This is a genomic window from Candidatus Binatota bacterium (genome assembly GCA_012960245.1).
GTDB lineage: Bacteria > Desulfobacterota > Binatia > UBA1149 > UBA1149 > UBA1149.
On the sequence record DUBO01000012.1, the window covers coordinates 49,675 to 69,386 of the forward strand.

General features: G+C 63.9%; 22 protein-coding genes and 1 riboswitch. Of the genes, 4 read left to right on the forward strand and 18 right to left on the reverse strand.

The genetic code is table 11. The features are described from left to right. Window positions 1-546: 546 nt before the first annotated feature. Window positions 547-900, forward strand: coding sequence for a hypothetical protein (locus EYQ35_01620; GenBank protein ID HIF62839.1), 354 nt, complete (start codon window positions 547-549; stop codon window positions 898-900). Window positions 901-928: 28 nt separating this feature from the next. Here the strand turns inward: EYQ35_01620 and EYQ35_01625 are convergent, their stop codons facing one another. The 9 genes from EYQ35_01625 to EYQ35_01665 all read right to left on the reverse strand — a co-directional run bounded on the left by EYQ35_01625 (window position 929) and on the right by EYQ35_01665 (window position 9,187). Next, window positions 929-2,191 carry a sulfate adenylyltransferase gene (locus EYQ35_01625; GenBank protein HIF62840.1) on the reverse strand — a complete coding sequence of 421 codons (1,263 nt, stop codon included), beginning with the start codon at window positions 2,189-2,191 and terminating at the stop codon, window positions 929-931. 134 nt (window positions 2,192-2,325) lie between these two features. After that, window positions 2,326-3,780 carry a DASS family sodium-coupled anion symporter gene (locus tag EYQ35_01630; GenBank protein HIF62841.1) on the reverse strand — a complete coding sequence of 485 codons (1,455 nt, stop codon included), beginning with the start codon at window positions 3,778-3,780 and terminating at the stop codon, window positions 2,326-2,328. A 61-nt stretch (window positions 3,781-3,841) separates the two neighbouring features. Beyond that, the gene (locus tag EYQ35_01635) at window positions 3,842-5,068 is read right to left on the reverse strand and encodes a hypothetical protein (GenBank protein ID HIF62842.1); all 1,227 of its coding nucleotides are present in this window, start codon (window positions 5,066-5,068) and stop codon (window positions 3,842-3,844) included. Then, entirely contained in the window at window positions 5,065-5,520 is a 456-nt protein-coding gene (locus EYQ35_01640; protein ID HIF62843.1) for a hypothetical protein, read from the reverse strand. The genes EYQ35_01635 and EYQ35_01640 overlap by 4 nt, the downstream gene beginning before the upstream one ends. A 7-nt stretch (window positions 5,521-5,527) precedes the next feature. Next, window positions 5,528-5,767: a FeS-binding protein gene (locus EYQ35_01645; protein HIF62844.1), complete on the reverse strand. Its 240-nt coding sequence runs from the start codon at window positions 5,765-5,767 to the stop codon at window positions 5,528-5,530. 10 nt (window positions 5,768-5,777) lie between these two features. Then, window positions 5,778-6,743 carry a cysteine synthase gene (locus EYQ35_01650; GenBank protein HIF62845.1) on the reverse strand — a complete coding sequence of 322 codons (966 nt, stop codon included), beginning with the start codon at window positions 6,741-6,743 and terminating at the stop codon, window positions 5,778-5,780. 14 nt (window positions 6,744-6,757) lie between these two features. Further along, a complete protein-coding gene (locus tag EYQ35_01655; protein HIF62846.1) occupies window positions 6,758-7,048 on the reverse strand; it encodes a MoaD/ThiS family protein in 291 nt (96 codons plus the stop codon). Window positions 7,049-7,172: 124 nt separating this feature from the next. Further along, window positions 7,173-8,408, reverse strand: coding sequence for a threonine synthase (locus EYQ35_01660; GenBank protein HIF62847.1), 1,236 nt, complete (start codon window positions 8,406-8,408; stop codon window positions 7,173-7,175). Beyond that, the gene (locus EYQ35_01665; GenBank protein HIF62848.1) at window positions 8,396-9,187 is read right to left on the reverse strand and encodes a HesA/MoeB/ThiF family protein; all 792 of its coding nucleotides are present in this window, start codon (window positions 9,185-9,187) and stop codon (window positions 8,396-8,398) included. Before EYQ35_01665 ends, EYQ35_01660 begins: the two co-directional genes overlap by 13 nt. A 46-nt stretch (window positions 9,188-9,233) precedes the next feature. After that, a riboswitch (SAM riboswitch) is annotated at window positions 9,234-9,353 on the reverse strand. A 144-nt stretch (window positions 9,354-9,497) separates the two neighbouring features. Here EYQ35_01665 and EYQ35_01670 point away from each other — a divergent pair. After that, window positions 9,498-10,232, forward strand: a complete 735-nt coding sequence (locus EYQ35_01670) for a tyrosine-protein phosphatase (GenBank protein ID HIF62849.1) — start codon at window positions 9,498-9,500, stop codon at window positions 10,230-10,232. A 3-nt stretch (window positions 10,233-10,235) separates the two neighbouring features. Here EYQ35_01670 and bamD read toward each other — a convergent pair whose 3' ends face one another. Further along, window positions 10,236-10,937 carry an outer membrane protein assembly factor BamD gene (bamD, locus tag EYQ35_01675; protein ID HIF62850.1) on the reverse strand — a complete coding sequence of 234 codons (702 nt, stop codon included), beginning with the start codon at window positions 10,935-10,937 and terminating at the stop codon, window positions 10,236-10,238. Between the two features lie 39 nt (window positions 10,938-10,976). Between bamD and EYQ35_01680 the strand changes: the two genes are divergently transcribed. Both EYQ35_01680 and EYQ35_01685 read left to right on the forward strand, forming a co-directional pair. Next, the gene (locus tag EYQ35_01680) at window positions 10,977-11,948 is read left to right on the forward strand and encodes a hypothetical protein (protein HIF62851.1); all 972 of its coding nucleotides are present in this window, start codon (window positions 10,977-10,979) and stop codon (window positions 11,946-11,948) included. Further along, window positions 11,945-13,066, forward strand: coding sequence for an ArsA family ATPase (locus EYQ35_01685; protein HIF62852.1), 1,122 nt, complete (start codon window positions 11,945-11,947; stop codon window positions 13,064-13,066). Before EYQ35_01680 ends, EYQ35_01685 begins: the two co-directional genes overlap by 4 nt. Before the next feature lie 16 nt (window positions 13,067-13,082). Here EYQ35_01685 and EYQ35_01690 read toward each other — a convergent pair whose 3' ends face one another. The 8 genes from EYQ35_01690 to rplU form a co-directional block, all read right to left on the reverse strand. Beyond that, on the reverse strand, window positions 13,083-14,360 hold the full coding sequence (locus EYQ35_01690; GenBank protein ID HIF62853.1) for a DUF1049 domain-containing protein: 1,278 nt from the start codon (window positions 14,358-14,360) through the stop codon (window positions 13,083-13,085). 36 nt (window positions 14,361-14,396) lie between these two features. Further along, the gene (gene rsfS, locus EYQ35_01695; GenBank protein HIF62854.1) at window positions 14,397-14,834 is read right to left on the reverse strand and encodes a ribosome silencing factor; all 438 of its coding nucleotides are present in this window, start codon (window positions 14,832-14,834) and stop codon (window positions 14,397-14,399) included. Then, window positions 14,831-15,478 carry a nicotinate (nicotinamide) nucleotide adenylyltransferase gene (nadD, locus tag EYQ35_01700; protein ID HIF62855.1) on the reverse strand — a complete coding sequence of 216 codons (648 nt, stop codon included), beginning with the start codon at window positions 15,476-15,478 and terminating at the stop codon, window positions 14,831-14,833. Before nadD ends, rsfS begins: the two co-directional genes overlap by 4 nt. A 4-nt stretch (window positions 15,479-15,482) precedes the next feature. Beyond that, the gene (locus EYQ35_01705) at window positions 15,483-16,748 is read right to left on the reverse strand and encodes a glutamate-5-semialdehyde dehydrogenase (GenBank protein ID HIF62856.1); all 1,266 of its coding nucleotides are present in this window, start codon (window positions 16,746-16,748) and stop codon (window positions 15,483-15,485) included. A gap of 4 nt (window positions 16,749-16,752) precedes the next feature. Next, window positions 16,753-17,937, reverse strand: a complete 1,185-nt coding sequence (proB, locus tag EYQ35_01710; protein ID HIF62857.1) for a glutamate 5-kinase — start codon at window positions 17,935-17,937, stop codon at window positions 16,753-16,755. 36 nt (window positions 17,938-17,973) lie between these two features. Then, window positions 17,974-19,011, reverse strand: a complete 1,038-nt coding sequence (gene obgE, locus EYQ35_01715; protein ID HIF62858.1) for a GTPase ObgE — start codon at window positions 19,009-19,011, stop codon at window positions 17,974-17,976. Between the two features lie 9 nt (window positions 19,012-19,020). Then, complete coding sequence (locus EYQ35_01720; GenBank protein HIF62859.1) at window positions 19,021-19,275, reverse strand: 50S ribosomal protein L27; 255 nt, start codon at window positions 19,273-19,275, stop codon at window positions 19,021-19,023. 64 nt (window positions 19,276-19,339) lie between these two features. After that, window positions 19,340-19,654: a 50S ribosomal protein L21 gene (rplU, locus tag EYQ35_01725; protein HIF62860.1), complete on the reverse strand. Its 315-nt coding sequence runs from the start codon at window positions 19,652-19,654 to the stop codon at window positions 19,340-19,342. Window positions 19,655-19,712 lie beyond the last annotated feature (58 nt).

A 19,712-nucleotide genomic window follows, 5' to 3' on the forward strand; every position in this document is an offset into this window, starting at 1 on the left:
CTTTTGATCCCCAGCTGCAGCCCTACAGACCCGAACTCAAGCGCATGCGTTTCAAGAACTACGAACTCATCGAGGCCACCAAACAGAACGTGCAGGCCGGCGACCAGTACGGCATGGAGTTGCCGGGCAATCGTTACCTGCACATAACAGCGCTCGACAGCACGACCGAGTACCTGCAACTGAGAGTTCTTGTCAACGAGAACAACCGCCCGATCGTAAACACCGATGTGCGCATCAACCGAGGCGCACCGTTGCTAATTGCCGGCCCCAAGATGGGCAGCAACGGCACGTTGATTCTTGCCATACAGGCCACGCCGCCAGTGCCTGGCCCGGAGCGAGCAAGCGCTCGCGTGGCCAGCGGCCAGCGGCTGCCACAGGTGGTTGGCGGGGCTACGGCTCCGGTCGGGGTCAACGCTTCAAGCCGCGAACAACTGGCCAACGACGATGCACCCACGGCTGTAGAGCCGGCTGCTATTCCGGCCCAGGCTCCCGCGGTCCCGGCTGCCGTTCCGGCGACGGACCTGCGCTGAGCGGGAACAAAGAAAATTGGCGAGCATAGAAGACGAGATTTCTGACTTTCTCGACCAGGCCGGTCGCAGGCTGGACGGCCTCTGGCAGAGTTTTTCGTCGGCCGGTTTTTCGACGGCGAGTTTTTCGGATTTGAGCGATACCGCTTCGGAGATGACCACGTTGTTTGAGCCCGTGGCTCCCTACAACGCTTCTCAGCTCCTGACGCCACTGGTGTCACTGGCAGCGGGAGTTTCTGTACTGGTGCTGGCAGGAGTGTCGGTGGCGGCATTGTCCGCGCTACTGGCCAGCCTCTTAGCGGTAGCCTTCATACTGGCCGAGGTATTCGGCTACGACGTTTCGCTGGCCAACCCGGGCGAGTTTTCTTCTTAAAAGGGCAGCGCGGCCGGGTTCTCCTGCTTCAGCTGCCCTGGGCCATGTGGTGGCACAGGATGTCTGAGGTTCCTTCGCGCATGATACGCGGGTCTACCTTTTCGCCAGCCAGCAGGGTCTTTCGCACGTCCTTGCCCGATATGAACACGGGCTTTTCCTCGTCGTGGTTCTCCATCAGGTCCACCCGGCCAAGCGACTCGTAGTAGGCAGCAAAGCCTACGTTGACCGTCTGTATGTCGAGCTTGCCGTTGAGCTTGCCGAAGATTTCCTGGGCGTCAAAGTCACCCCAGATGGCCGAGCCGTCGGCGAAGGGCGCGTCGGCGTGCTTACGGCCGATGATGATGTCGGTAAAGCCGTAGTTCTGCCGGTAGATGCCGTGCATGACAGCTTCTTTCGGGCCGCCATAGTACATCTTGATATCAAGACCGAGCAGCATGACGCGGTCGGGCACCGAGTCGTCCCTCGCGTCCCACAGGGCCGGGTCGCTGTCGCCTTCGCCTATGCCACGCGATTCGATCAGGGCCTGGTAGGTCTGCATCCTCACCTCGGCGTTGACGTCGTCGCCCTTGGTCTCGCCCACGAGCGGGTTGAGACAGGCGCCGGCGTTAAGATCCTGCTTGAGCAGCGTCTCCAGTCCGTACACCAGTGCGTACTCGTGGGCGCGGTGCAGGGGGTTTCGGGTCTGGAAGGCCACCACACGCTCCCAACCCAGGTCTGCGAGCATCTGCCTGACCTCCACCGGGGATTTCACCGAGGCGCCGAAAGCCGGGTTTGTGGGCTGGGGAAGCACGCGTATGGAGCCACCCAGCAGGTGGCTGCAAGCGGCGTCGCCCTTGAGTGCCATGTCGGCTCCCGGGTGGTCTTCGCGGGTAGTGCCGTAGACGCTTTCGAGGTAGCGGGGCTTGTCCCACTCGTACACGTCTGTCAGTTCGAGGATGGCCACCAGATCGCCGCCGGGGGATTCGAGCGCCACCGACTGCCCGGCCGAAAGCGTGGCCGCCAGCTCTGCGCTCACGGGCAGGGCCATGGGGATGGTCCAGGCGTAGCGCTCACCGTTGTTCTCGATGACGCCCTCGTCGAGCGAAAGATTCCACGCGGCCTCTCCCATGGGGCCCTCCAGCGGGCTCAAGGCGCCGTCGCCGAAGCGGTAGACCGTAGAAAGATCGGCTGCCGAAACGGGCACGCGGGTGAGCGAGGCGGCTTCGCTGGCAAAGCTGCCGAGGTCGGCTTCGGCGACTGTTCGGTTTACCGGGGTGCTGAGTCCGCCGTGGGGCGAGATAAGGTCGGGCATGTTATTCTCCTCAAAAGTCTAGTTAATCGCGCAATTTAGACCATGCGGACGGCGGATCCAAACTTTCGCCATGGGGGCGTCCGGTGGCTGGGGAGGACGGCCGGTGGGGGGAGCGGTCACCGTGAACCAGCGGTCTACAGGTGGATGTAGCCGGCCCAGGTCCAGTAGAAGCGCACCGTGAGATTGAACACGACCCAGCCGGTGGCGCCCATAATCGCGCCGGGCAGGATGATGTCGCGCAGGCGCAGAAAGCCCGACGAGTAGGCGATGGCGTTAGCCGGTGTGCCGATGGGAAACGCGAAGGCCAGCCCCGCCGGTATGGCGATGAGCGGCGCTATGGTGGCGGGCACCAGGCCTATGGTGTCGGCCATTCCAAGGCCCATGGGCATCATCAACGCCACCACGGCCGAGTTGCTTATGGCCTCGGTGAGCAACCAGGAACTCGCCGACAGGGCGGCGACGGCGCTCGAGGGGCTGTCGGCCATCAGGCCCAGGGTGCGCTGGGCCAGCCAGGTGGCGGCCCCCGAATCGTTGAGCGCCGCGCCCAGGCAGATCGCGCCGCCGTACATCAGGATGATGCCCCAGTTGACGTACTCCTCCACGTCGCGCCACTTGACCAGCTTGAACACGAACAGCAGCACGATGGCGCCTATGGCCACGTTGGCCAGCCCGAGGTTGTGCCCGGCCAGCACCCAGGTGGCCACGGTTCCGAGCATTACGGCTCCTATGGCCTTCTCGTCACGGCTCATCGGGCCCAGTTTCGCCACCTTTTCGGCCAGGGCCGTCTCGGCGTCGGCCACGCTGTCCTGATCGATGGGGAAAAATCTGGTTATGACCAGCCAGCCCACCCCCAACATGACCACTACCACCGGCAGCGCCCTGAGCGTCCAGTCGAGAAAGGTAAAGGGGTTCGTGCCCTCGTACTGCTCCAGTATGCCCAGGGCCAGCGGCGCGCGCCCCCCGCCAAGCAGGGTGGCCACCCCGCCTATGGTTGAGCCCCAGGCCAGCGCCAGGAACAGGGCCTTGGCATAGCTGCTGCGGCGCTGCCTGAGCTTGAGCACCATGACTATCTCCATGATGATCGGAAAGTTCATGGCAGCCACCGCGTGTTCTGACATCCAGAAAGCCATGAAGGCGTTCATGAGAAAGACCGCGCAGAGCAGCGAGCGGGGGCTGTGACCGAAGCGTCGCAGGAAGAGCAGCCCCAGCCGCGTGGACAGGCCCGATTTCATCAGGCAGGCGGCCAGTATGAAGGCGCCCATGATGAAGAACACGGCAGAGTTGCCAAAAAGAGAATAGGCCTGCTCGGCCGGCATTATGCCCGTGAGCGGGATGAGGGCTATGGCCATCAGGCTGGTGATCATCAGCGGCAACACGTTGAGAACCCACCAGGTCAGGCACAGGGCGAATACCGCCATGGCCTTGCGTCCTTCTTCGGAGAGGCCCTCGGGAGTCTCCATGCTGTACACCAGCACGAACAGGCCCACGCCCAGGAGCAGGCGCAGGGGGCGGTTCAGCCGGCTGAGCAGCACCAGGGCCAGGGGCCGGGTGTCGACCACGTATTGTTTGCTGGTGTTTTCCTGGCTCATGGCCTTATCGGCTGACGCCCCTGGGCTGTAGCCGCGTTTCTCTTGCGCGGCGGCGGACGGTTCAGAGCTGGGAGGAATCGAAAGAGTCGCTCACCTGTTTGACCCGCAGGCGACGCCTGAACCGCGAAAGGCTGCGGGCCGCGCGGCCACCCAGCCTTGAACGGTAGAAGCTGCTCACCGCGACGTCCAGTTTAGCATCATCTCCGGCAAAGAATCGAGCTTCGAGCGGGGTGACGGCCTGGCCGAGATCGCGCAGCCACTGCAGGTTGAGCCTGCCCTCGCGCGCGGCCTTGTAGAGGTGGGCGTATACGGGCACCACGTCGTCGGGGTCGGTCAATGGGTGGGCGGCCAGGCTGGCCAGGTCAGAAGGACGGTGAAGCGATAGGACCGGCAGCACGCCCAGTGAAACCAGCAGGTCGATACCTTCCATGGTCGAGGTCGGTTCCTCCAATCCCACCATGAGGTCGCTCCATACGGTTCCGCGCGGGAATACCCGTGCCGCTCGCTCAAGGGCGGCCAGGGTCTGTTCGCGGGGCACCTGCGTGCACCTGTCCGCGCAAGTCCTGGCCAGGCTCTTGTCGTCGAAGGTAAAAAGCGGGTAGTTCACTGCGTCCACGCCAGCGGCGTAGGCTCGGTCCACCCAGCCGGCATCGATCGGCGGGCTCACCTGTATGGCCACCAGGGTATCAAAATGCTCCTTGACGGCCTTAACGTAAGGCTCAAGCAGGGCGAAGCCTCCGTCGTCGTCGTGGTAGTGGCCGGTGCGAAAGTAAATGAACTCGACCGCGCCTTCGTCGAAGGCCGCGCGTATTACTTCGAGGACTTCTTCCAGGGGCCAGGGCTTGCGACGAGTGGCGCCGCGGTTGCGGCGGGCGGGGCAGAGCACGCAGGGCTTGCTCTCGCCTGCGAACGCACAGGCGCCGGCCGGGTCTATGGCGAGAAAGTCGCCGTGCAATAGCCCCAGCCGGTTCATCTTTGTGCCTGCCGAAGTCGTTTTTGCGTAGAATTCGGGCCGGCCCACCACGCTCACCGGCACCGGTGTTGAGTCGTCTCCGGTGCGCAGCAGGAAGCGGTCGTTTTCAACAGTAAGTCGATGCCTCGAACCGCCGTCTCCGCCCTTGTCGACCTGGCAGCTGGCCACGAGGTCACCGGGAAGCAGCAGCTCAACGAGGTTGTCGCCGCCGGGCTCGGTGCCGGCGGCCGCCAACTCGGCGGCTTCCAGTCCCTGCTCGAGTCTGAGCCCGCGCATGGCCAGCTCCAGCTTGAGGTGGGCCGAGCTGGCGTTCAAGCCTGCTCGCCTCGCAGCAGCCAGGCCAGGCACAGGCAGGCGGCCTCGCAGGCGGCGGCCTGTTCGAGGCCGGGCTCGTTAGGGGCCCCAGCAGAGGGTAGTTCGTTCGCCGGTAGCTTGTCGGAGGGCAGAAGCGCCATTGCGCTCGTTGTCTGCCCGTTTGCGTGGCCGTAGCAGGCAACGGGCGTGCCGGCTTCGAGCAGCCCGGCAGCCATCTGCATGCAGTTGGGACCAAGGAGCGCGCAGTCGCCCTGGTAGCGCTGGTCGGAGCCTGTCTCGCGGTCCACCGTAACGCCCGAAGCGGCCAGGTAATCGGCCGCCGTCTGCTGGCCGGGCGTGCAGCCGAGCACCAACACGCGGGCTGCGAGCAGGCGCTCTTGTCCGGCGATTCCAATTTCGGGCAGGATCACCTGCCTCGAGTAACGTTCGAGCTGTTCGTCGCTGAGCGACATGACAGTTCTATTCTATTACGTTTTTCTCGATGGGTTCGACCTTGACTCCCTTGCCGGCCAGCCACTCCATCGCGTCGCGTATTTCGTCGCCGTCCCCGTCGAGTTCAAGCGCCACTATGCCAATGTGGTCGCTCACCGAGGCTCCGCGAATGTTGGTGACCACCTTGAACTTGTGTCCGAGCTGGTAAATCAGGGGTTCTTTGATCTTTTCCTGGCTGTAGGTCAGGTAGAAACGCTGCAGGGCCATGGCTCCCTCCTCATTGCTTGCGGGTCTGTTTGCGGTTTTTCCAGCCCATCCAAAGGTTGGTTGAAAGGTAACGGTCTCCAAAATCAGGGAAAATCACGACTATTAACCCCTCGTCGAGCTGCCGGGCCACTTCCAGCGCTCCGCAGAGGGCAGCGCCGCTGGATTGCCCAACCAGCATACCCTCGCTGGCAGCTATATCGTACACCATGTCGTAGGCGTCGTCGGTGGCCACGCCGATCTTGGAGTCGAGCTCCTGCTCCTTGAAGATTCCCGGCACGATCGAGCTCTCCATGTGCTTGAGCCCTTCGATGCCGTGAAAGGCGTCGGCCGGTTCAATGGCTATCACCTGCACGGCTTTGTTCTGGCTTTTCAGATAGCGGCCGGTGCCCATCACAGTGCCGCCGGTGCCGATACTGGCCACGAAGTGGGTAATGGCGCCTTCGGTTTGCTCCCAGATCTCAGGCCCGGTGGTCAAGAAGTGTGCCTCGGGGTTGGCCTCATTGAAATACTGGTCGGGCTTGAACCACTTGTCGGGCTCGGCCTCGTACATTTCGCGGCACATCAGCAGCGCGCCGTCCGAACCCTCCAACGGGTCCGAATACACCGCGGTGGCTCCGTAGGCAGTCACGACGCGCTTGCGTTCGATAGACACGTTGGCGGGCATGACCAGGGTCACCGGAAAGCCCAGGGCCGCCCCGACCATGGCCAGGGCTATGCCGGTGTTGCCCGAAGTGGAGTCGAGTATGGTCTTGCCCGGGGCGAGTCTGCCTTCATCCAGCCCGTGTTTGAGCATGTTCCAAGCGGCGCGGTCCTTGACCGAGCCACCGGGGTTGAAGCCCTCCAGCTTGGCGTAGATCTTAACGCCGTCGGCCACGCCTTCGCGCAGCCGCTGGATCTCGACCAAGGGGGTGTTTCCCACCAGGTCACAGACGGTCCCGGCCGTGTGGGCCGCGACGCTTGCGGGCGTTGAACTCACCGCTGCCGAGCGCCTCAGCCCAACGACCGAGTGCCACCGGCGATGGCGGGCACTATCGACACCTCATCGCCATCCTTGAGCGGTGAGGCCAGGTTGTCGAGAAAACGAATGTCGTCGCCGTTCACGTAGACGTTTACAAAGCGCCGCACCGAGCCATCGTCTTCGCAGATCCTGCCTTTGAGCCCGGGGTGGTTTTTGTCGAGATCGTCGAGCAGCTCGGCTATCGAACTGCCTTCTACGGGTACGGTGTCGGCACCGCCGGTTAACTTTCGCAGTGGCGTGGGAATTCTTACTTCAACTGGCATGGTTTTACTGGTCTCCTTGTTCCTGTCGTTGGCCTTATCGAGTCAGCTTACTGGCAGGTGGCCGGGCGGGCAATCGGGGCCCGGCGCTTTTTTCTGCCGTATTGTTTGCCCTTCCGTGCTCGCATCAGGTCAGGGTGGCGTACAGCTCGTCAAAATCTGCCAGCCTGGCCGGTATCACGTGCGGTTCCTTCACGCTGGCGGTCACCGCCTCGATAGTCTTGTAGCCGTTGCCCGTAATGCTGATTACTATCGATTCGTCGCGCGGTATGCGGCCGGTGTCTATCAGCTTTTTTGTAACGGCAACGGTCGTACCGCCAGCCGGTTCGGTAAAAATACCCTCGGTGCGGGCCAGCAGCTTGATGCCCTCCACTATTTCTTCGTCGGTCACGCTCTCGCCCCAGCCGCTGTGCGAGCCGCGTACGGCCTTGAGCACGTAGTAACCGTCGGCCGGGTTTCCTATGGCTATCGACTTGGCAATGGTGTCGGGCTTTACGGGTTCGATGAGTTCGCTGCCGGAGTGCAGGGCATTGATGACCGGCGCGCAACCCGACGCCTGGGCCGAGTAAATCGACCAAGGCTCGTCGGCCACCAGTCCGAGGCGGGTAAACTCTTCGAAGGCCCGCGCCACCTTGGGCAGTATGGTGCCGCCGGCGGTGGGCACCACTATGTGGCGGGGCAGTTTCCAACCCAGCTGCTCGGCCACCTCGAAGCCGTAGGTCTTGGCGCCCTCGGTGTAGAAGGGACGCAGGTTGATGTTGACGAAGGCCCAGCGGTACTTGTCGGCTATCTCGGCGCACAGCCTGTTTACATCATCGTAGTTGCCCTTGATGGCCACCGGGACCGGGTCGTAGATGACCGAGCCAATGACCTTGCCCTGCTCGAGGTTGTCGGGGATGAAGATGTAACATTTTAACCCGGCGCGCGCGGCGTGGGCCGACACCGAGTTGGCAAGGTTGCCCGTTGACGCGCAGGCCACGGTGTCAAAGCCCAGCTCCACGGCCTTGCTTATGGCCACCGAGACCACGCGATCCTTGTAGGAAAAGGTCGGGTGGTTGCAGGAGTCGTCCTTGACGTAGAGCTCTTCGACCCCCAGCTCACGGGCCAGATGATCGGCCTTTACAAGCGGCGTCCAGCCCGAATACAGGCCTATGGTGGGCTCGTTTTCCACGGGCAGCAACTCGCGGTAGCGCCACAGGTTATGAGGTCGCGACTCGATGAGCTCCCTGCTTATGACCGAGGCGATGGCGTCGTAGTCGTACTCCACCTCCAGCGGGCCGAAGCAGTACTCGCACACGTGCTCGGGGCCGATTTTGTATTTTTCGCCGCACTCGCGGCAGGTCAGTCCATTTACGAAAGCCATGATTCCTGTCTCCGTTGTCCTGTTTCCTGCACCTGCAGGGGGTCTAGCCTGGTAACTGCCGTGGCGCAGATGCAGCCCGGCCTTGGCCGAAATTCCACGCTGCGCCAGCGCGGCTGTTTGATCTGAAATATTCTCATGCACCCGCCGCGGGCACGTGCGGGATCGGCGAGTACGCGCGAGGCTTCGAGCGCCTGAAGTGAGCCTAGGACGCCGGCAACCGGGCCAAGCAGGCCCAGCTCGCCGCAGCCCTCGCCGGTGGTGCCGGCCATGTTGTCAGGCGAGGCGGCCCCGGGCGGAAAGACACACTCCAGGCAGGCCGAGCGCCCTGGGATGACCGTCATCAACTGCCCGCCCATGCGGGCTACGCCGGCGTGGCAGAAAGGCGTACCGCTGGCGAGCGCCGTGCGGTTGATGACAAACTTGCTGGCCGGGTCGTCGCAGGCGTCGATAACGAAATCGTGTTTCTCAAACAATGAAGCAGCGTTGTCCTCGTCAAGGCGAAGGGGCAGGGCGGCGATCTCCAGATCGGGCTGCCCGGCCAACAGTGCGAGTCGGGCCTGCTCGGCCTTGTTGCGGCCCAGGGTCGAACGGTCGAACAACAGCTGCCGTTGCAGGTTGGACAGCTCAACTCGGTCGGGGTCGATCAGGGTCAGGGCGAAGCCCGGCGTTGCAGCAAGCGCCGAGGCCGCCGGGCAGCCCAAGGCACCGGCGCCCACTATGAGCACCCGTCGTCTGTTCCTCTGTGGCTGTCGTTCGCGCAACAAAAAACCCCTTCCCATCGGCCTTTACTTGCGTGGCCAGGAAGAGGTTCTAGTAACCGTTCCCGCCCCATTTTCCGCATCTGCAACCAAGGCAGGCGTAGGAATTAGCACCTGCACTTCCCCGCGGGGAAGCCGGCTGCTGTGGTTTCAACGGGCCTAATCCCTCCACCACTCGCAATAAGGCAGCCCAAGAGTAGCGCTTGGCCCGGGGGCTGTCAAAAGAGTCGTTTCTGCGGCCGGCTACCCGCTATTCCGGTGTGCGCTCGGAGGACCCCTGCAAGCCAGGCCGGGCTTGATTCGCGGTGCTCCTGCGTGCAAGGGTGTCGTCATGCACAACCAGCCGCTTGCGCTCGACGGGTCGTTTAATTTCAGGGATATCGGTGGCTACAGCACGGCGTCGGGTCAGTCGGTTCGCCGCTCTATCGTTTATCGGGCCGACACCCTGCACCGACTGAGCGACAGCGACGCGCGCGTGCTCGAGGGTCTTAGCATCGCCAGGGTCGTAGACCTGCGCAGCGATCTGGAACTCCAGCGCGACGGGGTGGGAGTGTTCGTGGAGGGCAGGGGCATTCACGTGCACGCTCCGCTGGTGGCGGTTTCGCTCAGCCCCTTCGACAGCGACATAGACTGGGGCAAGGTCGACCTGCGCGAGCGTTACATCGAGATGCTTGAGGTCGGTACTGCTGCAGTGCGCGAAGTTTTCGAGTCGGTGGCAGGCGACCGGGTGCCACTGGTGTTTCACTGCACCGGCGGGAAGGATCGCACTGGCGTGGTAGCGGCACTGCTGCTGCGAACGCTGGGGGTCAGCGATGCGGTGATAGAGCAGGACTACAGCGCCTCGGAGCGTTACCTCGCGCAGGTCATAAGCAAGCACCGCGGCGCGCTGGAGGGCGAGGGATTGGCCGACGACGTGATAGCCTACCTTTGCTCGAGCCCTGCCTCGAGAATTCGCTATACATTGGAGCAACTCGACCGGCGCTGGGGTTCGACGCAGAACTACCTGCTGCAGGCCGGGGTCGATAGGGTTACGCAGGACGCGTTGCGCGATAAGCTGCTGGGCTGACGCTCAGCTACCGGCCAGTCGTTCGCGGGCTTCGCGCGCGGCCGAGGTCAGCGGATACTCGTCGAGGACGAAGTGGAAGCGGAGGTCCGCCGCAGCGGTGTCGCCCGTTCGGCGGTAGTAGTCGCCCACGTACAGTTCCTGGTCGGCCAGGTTCTCGTGGCATTCGGCCTTGCGAAAGCGAGCCAGGGTGGCCCACACCGAGTCGGGGTACCTGAGTATCACCCGGTCGAAGTGCAGTATGGAGTTGACCGATGAGCTCTTGTCCCTGTCGGCCGAGCTCGCCTGGTCGAGCCAGCACATGCCCGTGATGTACTGCGAAAAAGCTATGGCTTTACTGGCAGGATAGCGTCGCTCGAAGTCTTCGAAGGTGCTCACCGCCTGGTCGTACTTCCGGCCGAGGTAAAACGCATGGGCCACGCGCAGCCTGGCCAGCTCGGAGTGTTCAGAGAACGGGTGCTGGTCGAGCAATCGACTGTATTCTTCTACCGCGAGCATATAGTTACCCGACTCGAAGGCCCGCGCCGCGTTCACCGCGAGGTGGGTTTCCTTGGGCGGCGGGGGAGTCGAGCAGCTCGCTGCCGATAACAGCAGCAGGCTGGCAAGGAGGCAGGGGACCAGCTGACCTGCCAGGATCCGGGAACGCTTGAGCGAAAATGACTGTAGCCCGTGTTTCACAACCCGCAATGTAGCGGCTGGCGTCGGCAGGGTCTACAGTGGGCCGGCTCGCAGGGCTGGGCGAGGTATATGGCTGATACCAGGCTGCAGATAGTGGTTGGCAAGGGAGGCGTGGGCAAGTCCACTGTCGCGGCGGCACTGGCTTTGGAAAGAGCGGCGCGCGGTGGACGGGTGCTGGCGCTTGAGCTGGGCGGTAGCGGCGGGCTGGCGCGAGCGCTGGGCGTTGAGTCCTCGTCCGACCCGGTAAAGACAAGTCAGGCCTTGCCGCCGGGCGAAGTCTACGTGGCGTCAGTGGATGGCGAGGCGGCGCTCTCGGAATACCTGGCCCTGATGGTACCCGTGCGGCGAATGCTTCACGGCGTGACGACCAGCCGCTTTTACAAGGCCTTCGTCGGTGCCGCGCCGGGGCTGAAAGAACTGATGGCCGTAGGCAAGGTCTGGTACGAGTGCCAGAAGACCAACGACGACGGCAGCCCGACCTGGACTACCGTCATAGTTGAGGCCGGCGCCACCGGCCACAGCTTGCGCTACCTGCGTATGCCAGAGGTAGCTGCGCGGACTTTTGGCTCGGGCCTGGTGCACAGGGAGGCCGTCAGGGTGGGCGACATGCTGTGCGATCCCGACTACTGCCGCGTGCACGTGGTGGCCTTGCCCGAGGCGATGCCCTTGTCCGAGGCCCGCGAGGTGCTGGTCGCGCTCGATGAAGAACTGGGCATGGAGGTGGGCAGGCTCATCGTGAACTGTTGTCGACAGGCCGCGCCGCCCGCGGCCGAGCGCTTGTCCGGCGAGTTGGCGACTGCTGCATCAAGCGGGCCGGAGGGTGGTTTGGCTACCGTCCTGGCCGAGCTGGCAGCACGCGAGCTGTCCTGGCTTGGGATACAGGAACGAGGTCTTGAGCGTATAGAACGCGACAGCGGGCGCCGGGTGCTGAGGCTGCCCTTGCTGGTGGCAGAAGAGTTCGGACCGGCCGAGCTCAGCCGGCTCGCCGGGTTGCTGGCCGGAGAGCCGGGTATCAACGCAGGCGGGGTGGCTGAGTCGTGAGCGTGGGCGGGCTGCTTTCAGAGCACCGAGTGATTGTGTGCGTGGGTAGCGGCGGGGTGGGCAAAACCACCATCGCGGCGGCGCTGGCTTTGCGAGCTGCCGCCGAGGGCAAACGCGCCATGGTTCTCACCATCGATCCGGCCCGTAGGCTTGCCCAGGCACTGGGGCTGGACTCTCTGGCCAGCGGAGGACAGCGGGTGAGCGAAGAGGCGCTGGCCGCGGCCGACTGTCGCGTGAGCGGTACGCTCAGCGCCGGCATGCTCGAGCAGAAGGGCGCCTGGGACGATTTCATCCGCCGCAGCGCGGCCTCCGACAAAATCGCGGAGGCCATACTGGCTAACGAGTTTTACGGCCACCTGTCGGTTTCCTTCGCGGGTTCTGCCGAATACATGGCCGTTGAGGAACTCGCGCGCATAGTTGACTCCGAGCAGTACGATGTCGTCGTTCTCGACACGCCGCCCACGGCCCACGCGCTGGACTTTCTGCTCGCGCCCCGGCGCCTGCGCGAGTTTCTTGATCGTTCGTTACTGGGGTGGTTGGTCAAGCCGTCGGTCGCGGCAGGAAAAGTGGCGTGGAAGACCGCGCGGCGCAGCCTGGGCTACGTGCTCGACCGCCTGGAGGAGGCTACCGGGGCCCAGGCCCTGGCCTCGATAGCCGAGTTCTTTGTGGCCATGGATACGTTGTTTGACGGTGTCGCTGAGCGAGGGGCCAGGGTGAGCGCGTTGCTCGAAAGCGAGCAGACGGCCTTCGTGCTGGTGGCCGGACCCGACGACAGGGTGCTCGACGAGAGTGACTACCTGCAACGGCGTATGGCTGAGCTGGGTGTTCCCCTGAGGGCGGTGGTGATCAACCGCCTGGCCGTATGCCCGCTGCAACCCGAGGCCCCGGCCCGCACCGAGGCCGCAGCATTGCTCGATGGGATGGATTCGGACGAGCTGGCCCGCAGCTGGCTTCTACAACTGTGGGACGACGCCTGGCGTGTGAGCCAGGGACAGGAACAGCGGCTGGAGGCCTTCGAGGCCCAGCTGCCCAAGGAGGTGAGAGTAGCCAGGGTGCCCGAAATGGATCACGACCTGCACGAGCTGTCCGACCTGGCCGTCGTTGCGGCCGAACTGTAAGCAGGGACGCGTTCCCTCAGGCAGCCGTGTCGAGGCTGCTCCAACGGCCGCAGCAGGTGCAACGCGGTGTCCATTCACTGCTGCCCGCCGAGCAGGCCGAGCATGCGAATATCGGTCCGGGGCCGTCCACAATGACTGCATTCCCATTGCTGCCGGCGCCGTTGGATACCCCGTTGCCCGACGCCGAGTTACCGGCCTCGATCTGCAGCCACAGAGTTTTTGCTGCGTCGTTGTCGGCTGCGGTTTTTTCGAGCAGCTCGCGGGCCGTATCTGCTTGCGAGTGGCCCGCGTAGTAGCGCGCCGCCAGCAGCGCCAGCCCCTGCTTGTCGGGGTAACGGGCCAGTAGCTTGTCGTAGAGTTTAGGCATGCGTTGAGTCTGGTCGCCGTCGGCCAGCAATTCCAGTTCGCGCAGCAGTATGGCCGCTGGTTTTCTCAGCACGGCTTTTTCCAGCAGCCGGGTGGCCTGGCGTTGATGGTCCGAGGTCGCCAGTGTGCGCGCGCGTTCGAGCAGGGCGGCCGAAAAGTCGGGATCGCTGTCGGTGATGCTCCTGAGCAGGGCCTCGCGCAGCTCGCCTTGGCTCTGCATTGCTTTTTCATAACGCGCGCCCAGCAGGCGGTTGCGCTCACCGTCGTCGTCGGGCCGTATGCGCGCCAATCGTTGTTGCACCTGTTCCGCGGCGTCCCAGTCGGACACTGCGAAGAGTTGGTCGCGCAGCATCTCCAGCACTCGCGGACTGTCGGGGTAGCTCGCACGCGCGCGACCGAGCGCCGCCACGGCCGCCGGGTGATCGCCCAGCAGCGAGCAGGCACGGGCGTATGCAAAGAGCAGCAGGGGGTCATTGCCGAGTTCCTTCAAGCCGTCTTCCAGGATTTTGCGGGCCTGGTCGGGGCGGCCCTCTTCGAACCAGGTGTCGGCCATGTCGACCACCTGTCCGGGGTCGGGTTCGTGTTTTTTAGCCGCCTTGGTAAACAACGCCCGGGCGCGTGCGTAGTCGCCCGACAGTGCCAGCGAACGGGCCTCGCTGCGGGCCGACAGGCTCCAGGCGGCAGCTCTCACCTCGCGGTTGACCCGCCATGCCCGAAGCGCATTGCGGCCCTCGTGTATCAGCGCGAGCACGAAGATGGCCAGCGCGCCAGCGCAAAGCGACAGCAGCACCAGGACCCCCACGGGCAGCTCCACGGCCCACTCGGCTCCCAGTGAGAACCGGGCCTTGTCGGGGTTCAGGTGTAGCAGGGCGGCGATGGCGCCAGCCATGAGCAGCAGGACTACGAATAATAGTGTGCGTCTAAACATCGATGTTTATGCCTTCGTTGATCGCTGCCCCGTTGATCACTGCTGACTGCTGGCCGGTCCCGGGGTCCAGTCGCGGCTGGGAGCGTGGTGCCACAGCCGCTCAAGGTCGTAGACGGCTCGGGTGTCTTCGAGGAACACGTGCAGCACCACGTCGCCGTAGTCTACTAACGCCCAGTGCGCGAACTCCAGTCCCTCGCGCGATATGGGCTCGCGGCCCACGAGCGTGGCTTCTTTTTCTGCGTGATCGCAGATAGCCCGGACCTGTATGGTCGAGCGTGCCGTGCATATGACGAAGTGGTCGGCTATTGAGCTGTCGGTGGCCATGTCGATCACCATGATATCAGTGGCGTTGCGCTCTTCGGCTGCGGCCGCAACTGCCGTCACCAGTTCAACGTCCGAAACAGCAGCAGCCGAAGAGCGGCTGCTGGGGCGAGGGGTTTCGTTTGAGGGGGAGAGCTGAATTTGTTTTTTCATGTTCTGTATAGACCGTGTTCCTTGATATAGGCCGCCACCGCTGGGCCCACGAGGTCTTCGACGGCCAACTGCCCGCGCACGCGCTCGCGCACGCGCGACGACGATACGTCGATGCCGTCTAACAGGTGGGTCATGACAAGATGGCCGCTGCTGTGCCGGTAACAACCGATTTCCGAATCATAACAAGCGTCGCTGCTGTCGGCAAAGGGCAGCGGCGGTGGCTGTGCAAGTGGGGGCTGGCCGGGACGCGACAGCACCACCACGTTGGCCAGCCCGAGTATCCGCTGCGGCTCGTGCCAGGTGTCGACCTCCAGCCAGGCGTCTATGCCCACGAGCAGGTACAGCTCACTGTCGGGCTCACGCTCGGCCAGTGAAGACAGGGTATCGACGGTGTAAGAAGGCCCCTGCCGTTGGTATTCGATGTCGCAGGCCTCAAGACCCTCGTGATCGGCCGTGGCCAGGCTGACCATCGCCAGCCTGTGGCGGGCATCGGCCGGCTGGTCTGCGGGTTTGTGCGGGGGGCGCGGCGCGGGCACCAGCAACACCCTGTCCAGGCCCAGCGCGCGGGCCGTGTGACCGGCCGCCCTGAGGTGGCCGAGGTGCACCGGGTCGAAGGTGCCACCCAGTATACCCAGTCGCGGCAAGGGCTCAGTCCCTTACCTGTCCCTGGCCGCGTACCACGTACTTGTAGGTGGTCAACTCGCGCAGGGCCATCGGCCCGCGCGCGTGGATGCGGTTGGTCGAAATACCGATCTCGGCACCGAAGCCAAAGGCAAAGCCGTCGGTAAAGCGCGTGGACGCGTTTGAGTACACCACGGCCGAGTCCACCAGCGAAAGAAAGCGCTCGGCGTTGTCGTTGTTGCTGCTGACAATCGAATCGGAATGGCCCGATCCCTCGCTGTTGATAAATTCTATGGCCTCGTCGAGTGAGTCGATGATCTTTACGGCCAGCACGAGGTCCAGGTACTCGGTAGACCAGTCGTCTTCGCTGGCGGCCGTAGCGCCGGTTATTAGCTTGATGGCCCGCGGGCAGGCGCGTACTTCCACGCCCGCCTCTTGCAGGCGCGGGGTCAGGTCGGCCAGCAGGCGGTCGGCCACCTCGGCGTGCACGAGCAGGTTTTCTATCGCGTTGCACACGCCGGGCCGCTGCACCTTGGCGTTCATTACGATGTCGGCTGCCGACGCGAGGTCGGCCGATTCGTCGACGTACACGCTGCACACTCCCTCGTAGTGCTTGATGATGGGAATGCTCGAGCGTTCGGCCACGGCCCGCACCAGGCCAGGGCCACCGCGCGGTATGAGCAAGTCTATCGAGTCGTCGCGGGTGAGTAGCTCGTTGGTGGTTTCCCTGTCGGTGCGCTGCACCAACTGCACGGCGGTCTCGGGCACGCCGGTAGCGCGCAGGCCGGCCGTAACTACTTCGGCGATGGCGCTGTTGGAGTGTATGGCTTCCTTGCCGCCCTTGAGTATGACCGCGTTGCCCGACTTGACGCACAGCGCGGTCACGTCGGCAGTAACGTTGGGGCGCGATTCGTAGATCATGCCAATCACGCCTATGGGTATGCGACGCTGCTCAATGTCGAGTCCCGATGGTGCGCGCCAGCGGTCAATCGCGCCCGCCAGGGGATCGTCGAGATCAGCCACGGTAAGCAGGCCCTCGGCCATGCCCTGCACGCGTTCGGGGTTCAGCGTGAGGCGGTCGAGCAGGGCCGAGCTGAGACCGGCTTCGCGTCCGGCGTCGAGGTCGAGCGCGTTGCGTTGGCGGAGCAGCGATTCGGCTTCGACCAGCCGCGAGGCGATCTCGTGCAAGGCCGCGCTGCGTTGCTCGTTGGTGAGCGCGGCCAGTTGCCGCGACGCACTGCGCGCCTGCCGGCAGAGTTCGTCAACGTAAGCCTTCGTGTCGCTTTCCTGCATATCTTCAGTCACCGGGCTGGCCTTCCTGGGCCAGCTCCTCAAGCAGTACCAGGTTGTCCCTGTGTATCAGCTCGTCGCCGGAGTGATAACCGAGACTGGCCTCGATGCTGCTGCTGTGGCTGCCCTTTATGCGCTCGCAGTCGTCCGAATCATAGGCCACCAGTCCACGGGCGAACTCCTTGCCGTCGGGCCCGAGGCAGGTCACGCAGTCGCCGGCGGCGAACGATCCCACAACCGAGGTCACGCCCGAAGGGAGCAGGCTGCCGCCGCGCTCGGACAGGGCAGCCAAGGCGCCCTCGTCCACCTGCAGGGTTCCCGCGGTGGCCATGCCGTAGGCTATCCAGTGCTTGCGATGCGAGATGGGCGAGGCCGAGGCCACCACCAGTGTGCCCGTGCAGCTGTCGGCCTGCAGCGCTCGCGTGAGGCTGCCCTCGGTCGTGCCGTCGGCTATTACGGTGGTTATTCCGCGGTGGGCGGCGCTGGCCGCAGCGCGCAGCTTACTCGCCATGCCGCCGGTGCCCAGCTCCCCAGAGGGGAGTTTCCTCGCGCCCGCGGAGCCATCGAATTCGAGCACGTATTGGTCGATGTTTTCTATCAGGTCCACCACGCTCGAAGAGGCAAGCGTGGGAGGCCCGTCGTATACGCCGTCCACGTCGGTGAGTATCACCAGCAGCTCGGCGCTGACCAGGCCCGCGACCAAGGCCGACAGGTGGTCATTGTCGCCGAACTTGAGCTCTTCGACCGCCACCGAGTCATTCTCGTTCACGACCGGGATGATGCCGTGCGCCAGTAGGTGCTCCATGGTGTGGCGGGCGTTCAGGTAACGGCTGCGGTCGTGCAGGTCGCCCACGCTCAGCAGTACCTGCCCCACGTGGTGTCCGCAGTCTGAAAAGCAACGCTCGTAGTGGGACATGAGGCTGATCTGTCCGACGGCTGCCGCTGCCTGCTGTTCGGGTATGGCCACGGGCATGGCACTCATGCCGAGTCGCGATAGTCCTGCCGCCCGGGCCCCGGAGCTGACCAGTACAACCTGGTAGCCGTGGTCGACCATGCGTGCGATTTCGGCTGCGATGGCGGCTACGCGCTCGCCGTTGATGCTCGAAGCCGTTGTCACCACGCTGCTGCCCAGCTTTACGACAACCCGCCTTACAGACGCGAGTATTGCTGGCTTGTGCTTGAGCTGGGACATGTTTTCTTCTGTCAGCAGGTTTTTGTCGGCTTCGTTTCAGTCGTGCATGGCCTGTCGCTCGGCGTTGTCGCCACGCTGCTGCCGCACCTGCTCCCATATTACAGCAGCAAGCCGTGCACAGCCCTCGCCAGTGGCAGCCGATATGGCCTCAAAAGCGATGTTGCGCTCTGCGAACAGACGTCGCAAGGCCGGCAGCAATTCAGTCGCATCGGGCAGATCGGTCTTATTAACGACGACCACTTGCGGTCTGTTTGCGAGTCGCTCGGCAAAGCCTCTTAACTCGCCGTTCACAGTGTCGAAATCGGCCATGACCTGCTCGGCGTCGCGGCCCGAAGCGTCGACCATGTGCACCAGCAGAGCGGCCCGGTCCACGTGCCTGAGAAACTGCGTACCCAGGCCGTGGCCCTGGTGGGCGCCTTCAATAAGGCCCGGTATGTCGGCCATCACGAACGAGGCTTCTTCGGCCACCGCCACGACCCCCAGTGTGGGCACCAGGGTTGTAAACGGGTAGTCGGCAATTCTCGGTCGGGCCGCGCTAAGGCGCGAGAGCAGGCTCGATTTGCCCGCGTTGGGCAGGCCGATGATGCCGGCGTCGGCCAACAGGCGTAGCTCGAATTCCAGCGAGTGCTGCTCGCCCTGGCCGCCGTGGTCGGCCCGTCGCGGGGCCTGGTTGGTGGGTGTAGCAAAGCGGGCGTTGCCGCGTCCGCCATCGCCACCACCGGCCAGCAGCACGCGCTGGTCTTCCTCAACGAGATCGCCGACAACCTGGCCGCTGTCGAGGTCGCGTATAATTGAGCCTATGGGCAGCGGCAGCTCTATGTCGCCCGCGGCCCGGCCGTGCTTGCCCTTGCCCTGGCCGTCGCCGCCACGATCGGCCTTGATCTCACGCTTGAAGCGGTAATCCTGCAGGGTGGTCATGTGGCTGCTGGCCACGGCCCACACGCAGCCGCCTCTGCCTCCGTCGCCACCCGAGGGCCCGCCCATGGGCCGGTACTTTTCCCGCAGAAAGGCGCAGGCGCCGTTGCCCCCGTCTCCGCCGAAAACGCGGATGCGGGCTTCGTCGATGAACTTCACTTCACGCCCTCAGGCGGGATATACGCTGACTTTTTTTCTGTCGCGACCGAGTCGCTCGTAGCGCACGACGCCGTCGCGCAGGGCGAACAGCGTGTAGTCCCGGCCCATGCCCACGCCCGTGCCGGGGTGGATGCGGGTACCGAGCTGGCGCACAAGTATGTTGCCGGCCGTGACGGCCTGGCCACCGAAAATTTTGACCCCGCGGCGTTGGCCCCGAGTATCGCGGCCATTACGGGTGCTTCCCTGTCCTTTCTTATGAGCCATATAGAACGTCCGTGCTTGTATCCGTAAGAAATTGTTTCTGCAGGAAATCGTTGACGGGTAATCGTCAGTTGGATATCCCGGTTATGCTTACTGTGGTCTCGTACTGCCGGTGCCCCTGGCGGCGGCGGTAGTTCTTACGGCGCTTTTTCTTGTATACCAGTATACGCGCTCCGCGGTCCTGGCGCAGTATGACGCCGTTTACCGTCACGCCTTCAAGCAGCGGTCGACCGACTTCTACCTGCCCTTCGTTGCCGTGCAGCAATACCTGGGCAAACTCCACGGGATCGCCGGGATCGCCTTCGAGTTTTTCAACAGTGACAGTGCTTCCCGGGCTCACGCGGTACTGTTTTCCACCAGTTTTTATGACAGCATAGGACATTCTTACCACCCGTAACCGCGAGAGTCTGGCCCGTGCCCAACTTGAAGTCAACCGTGGG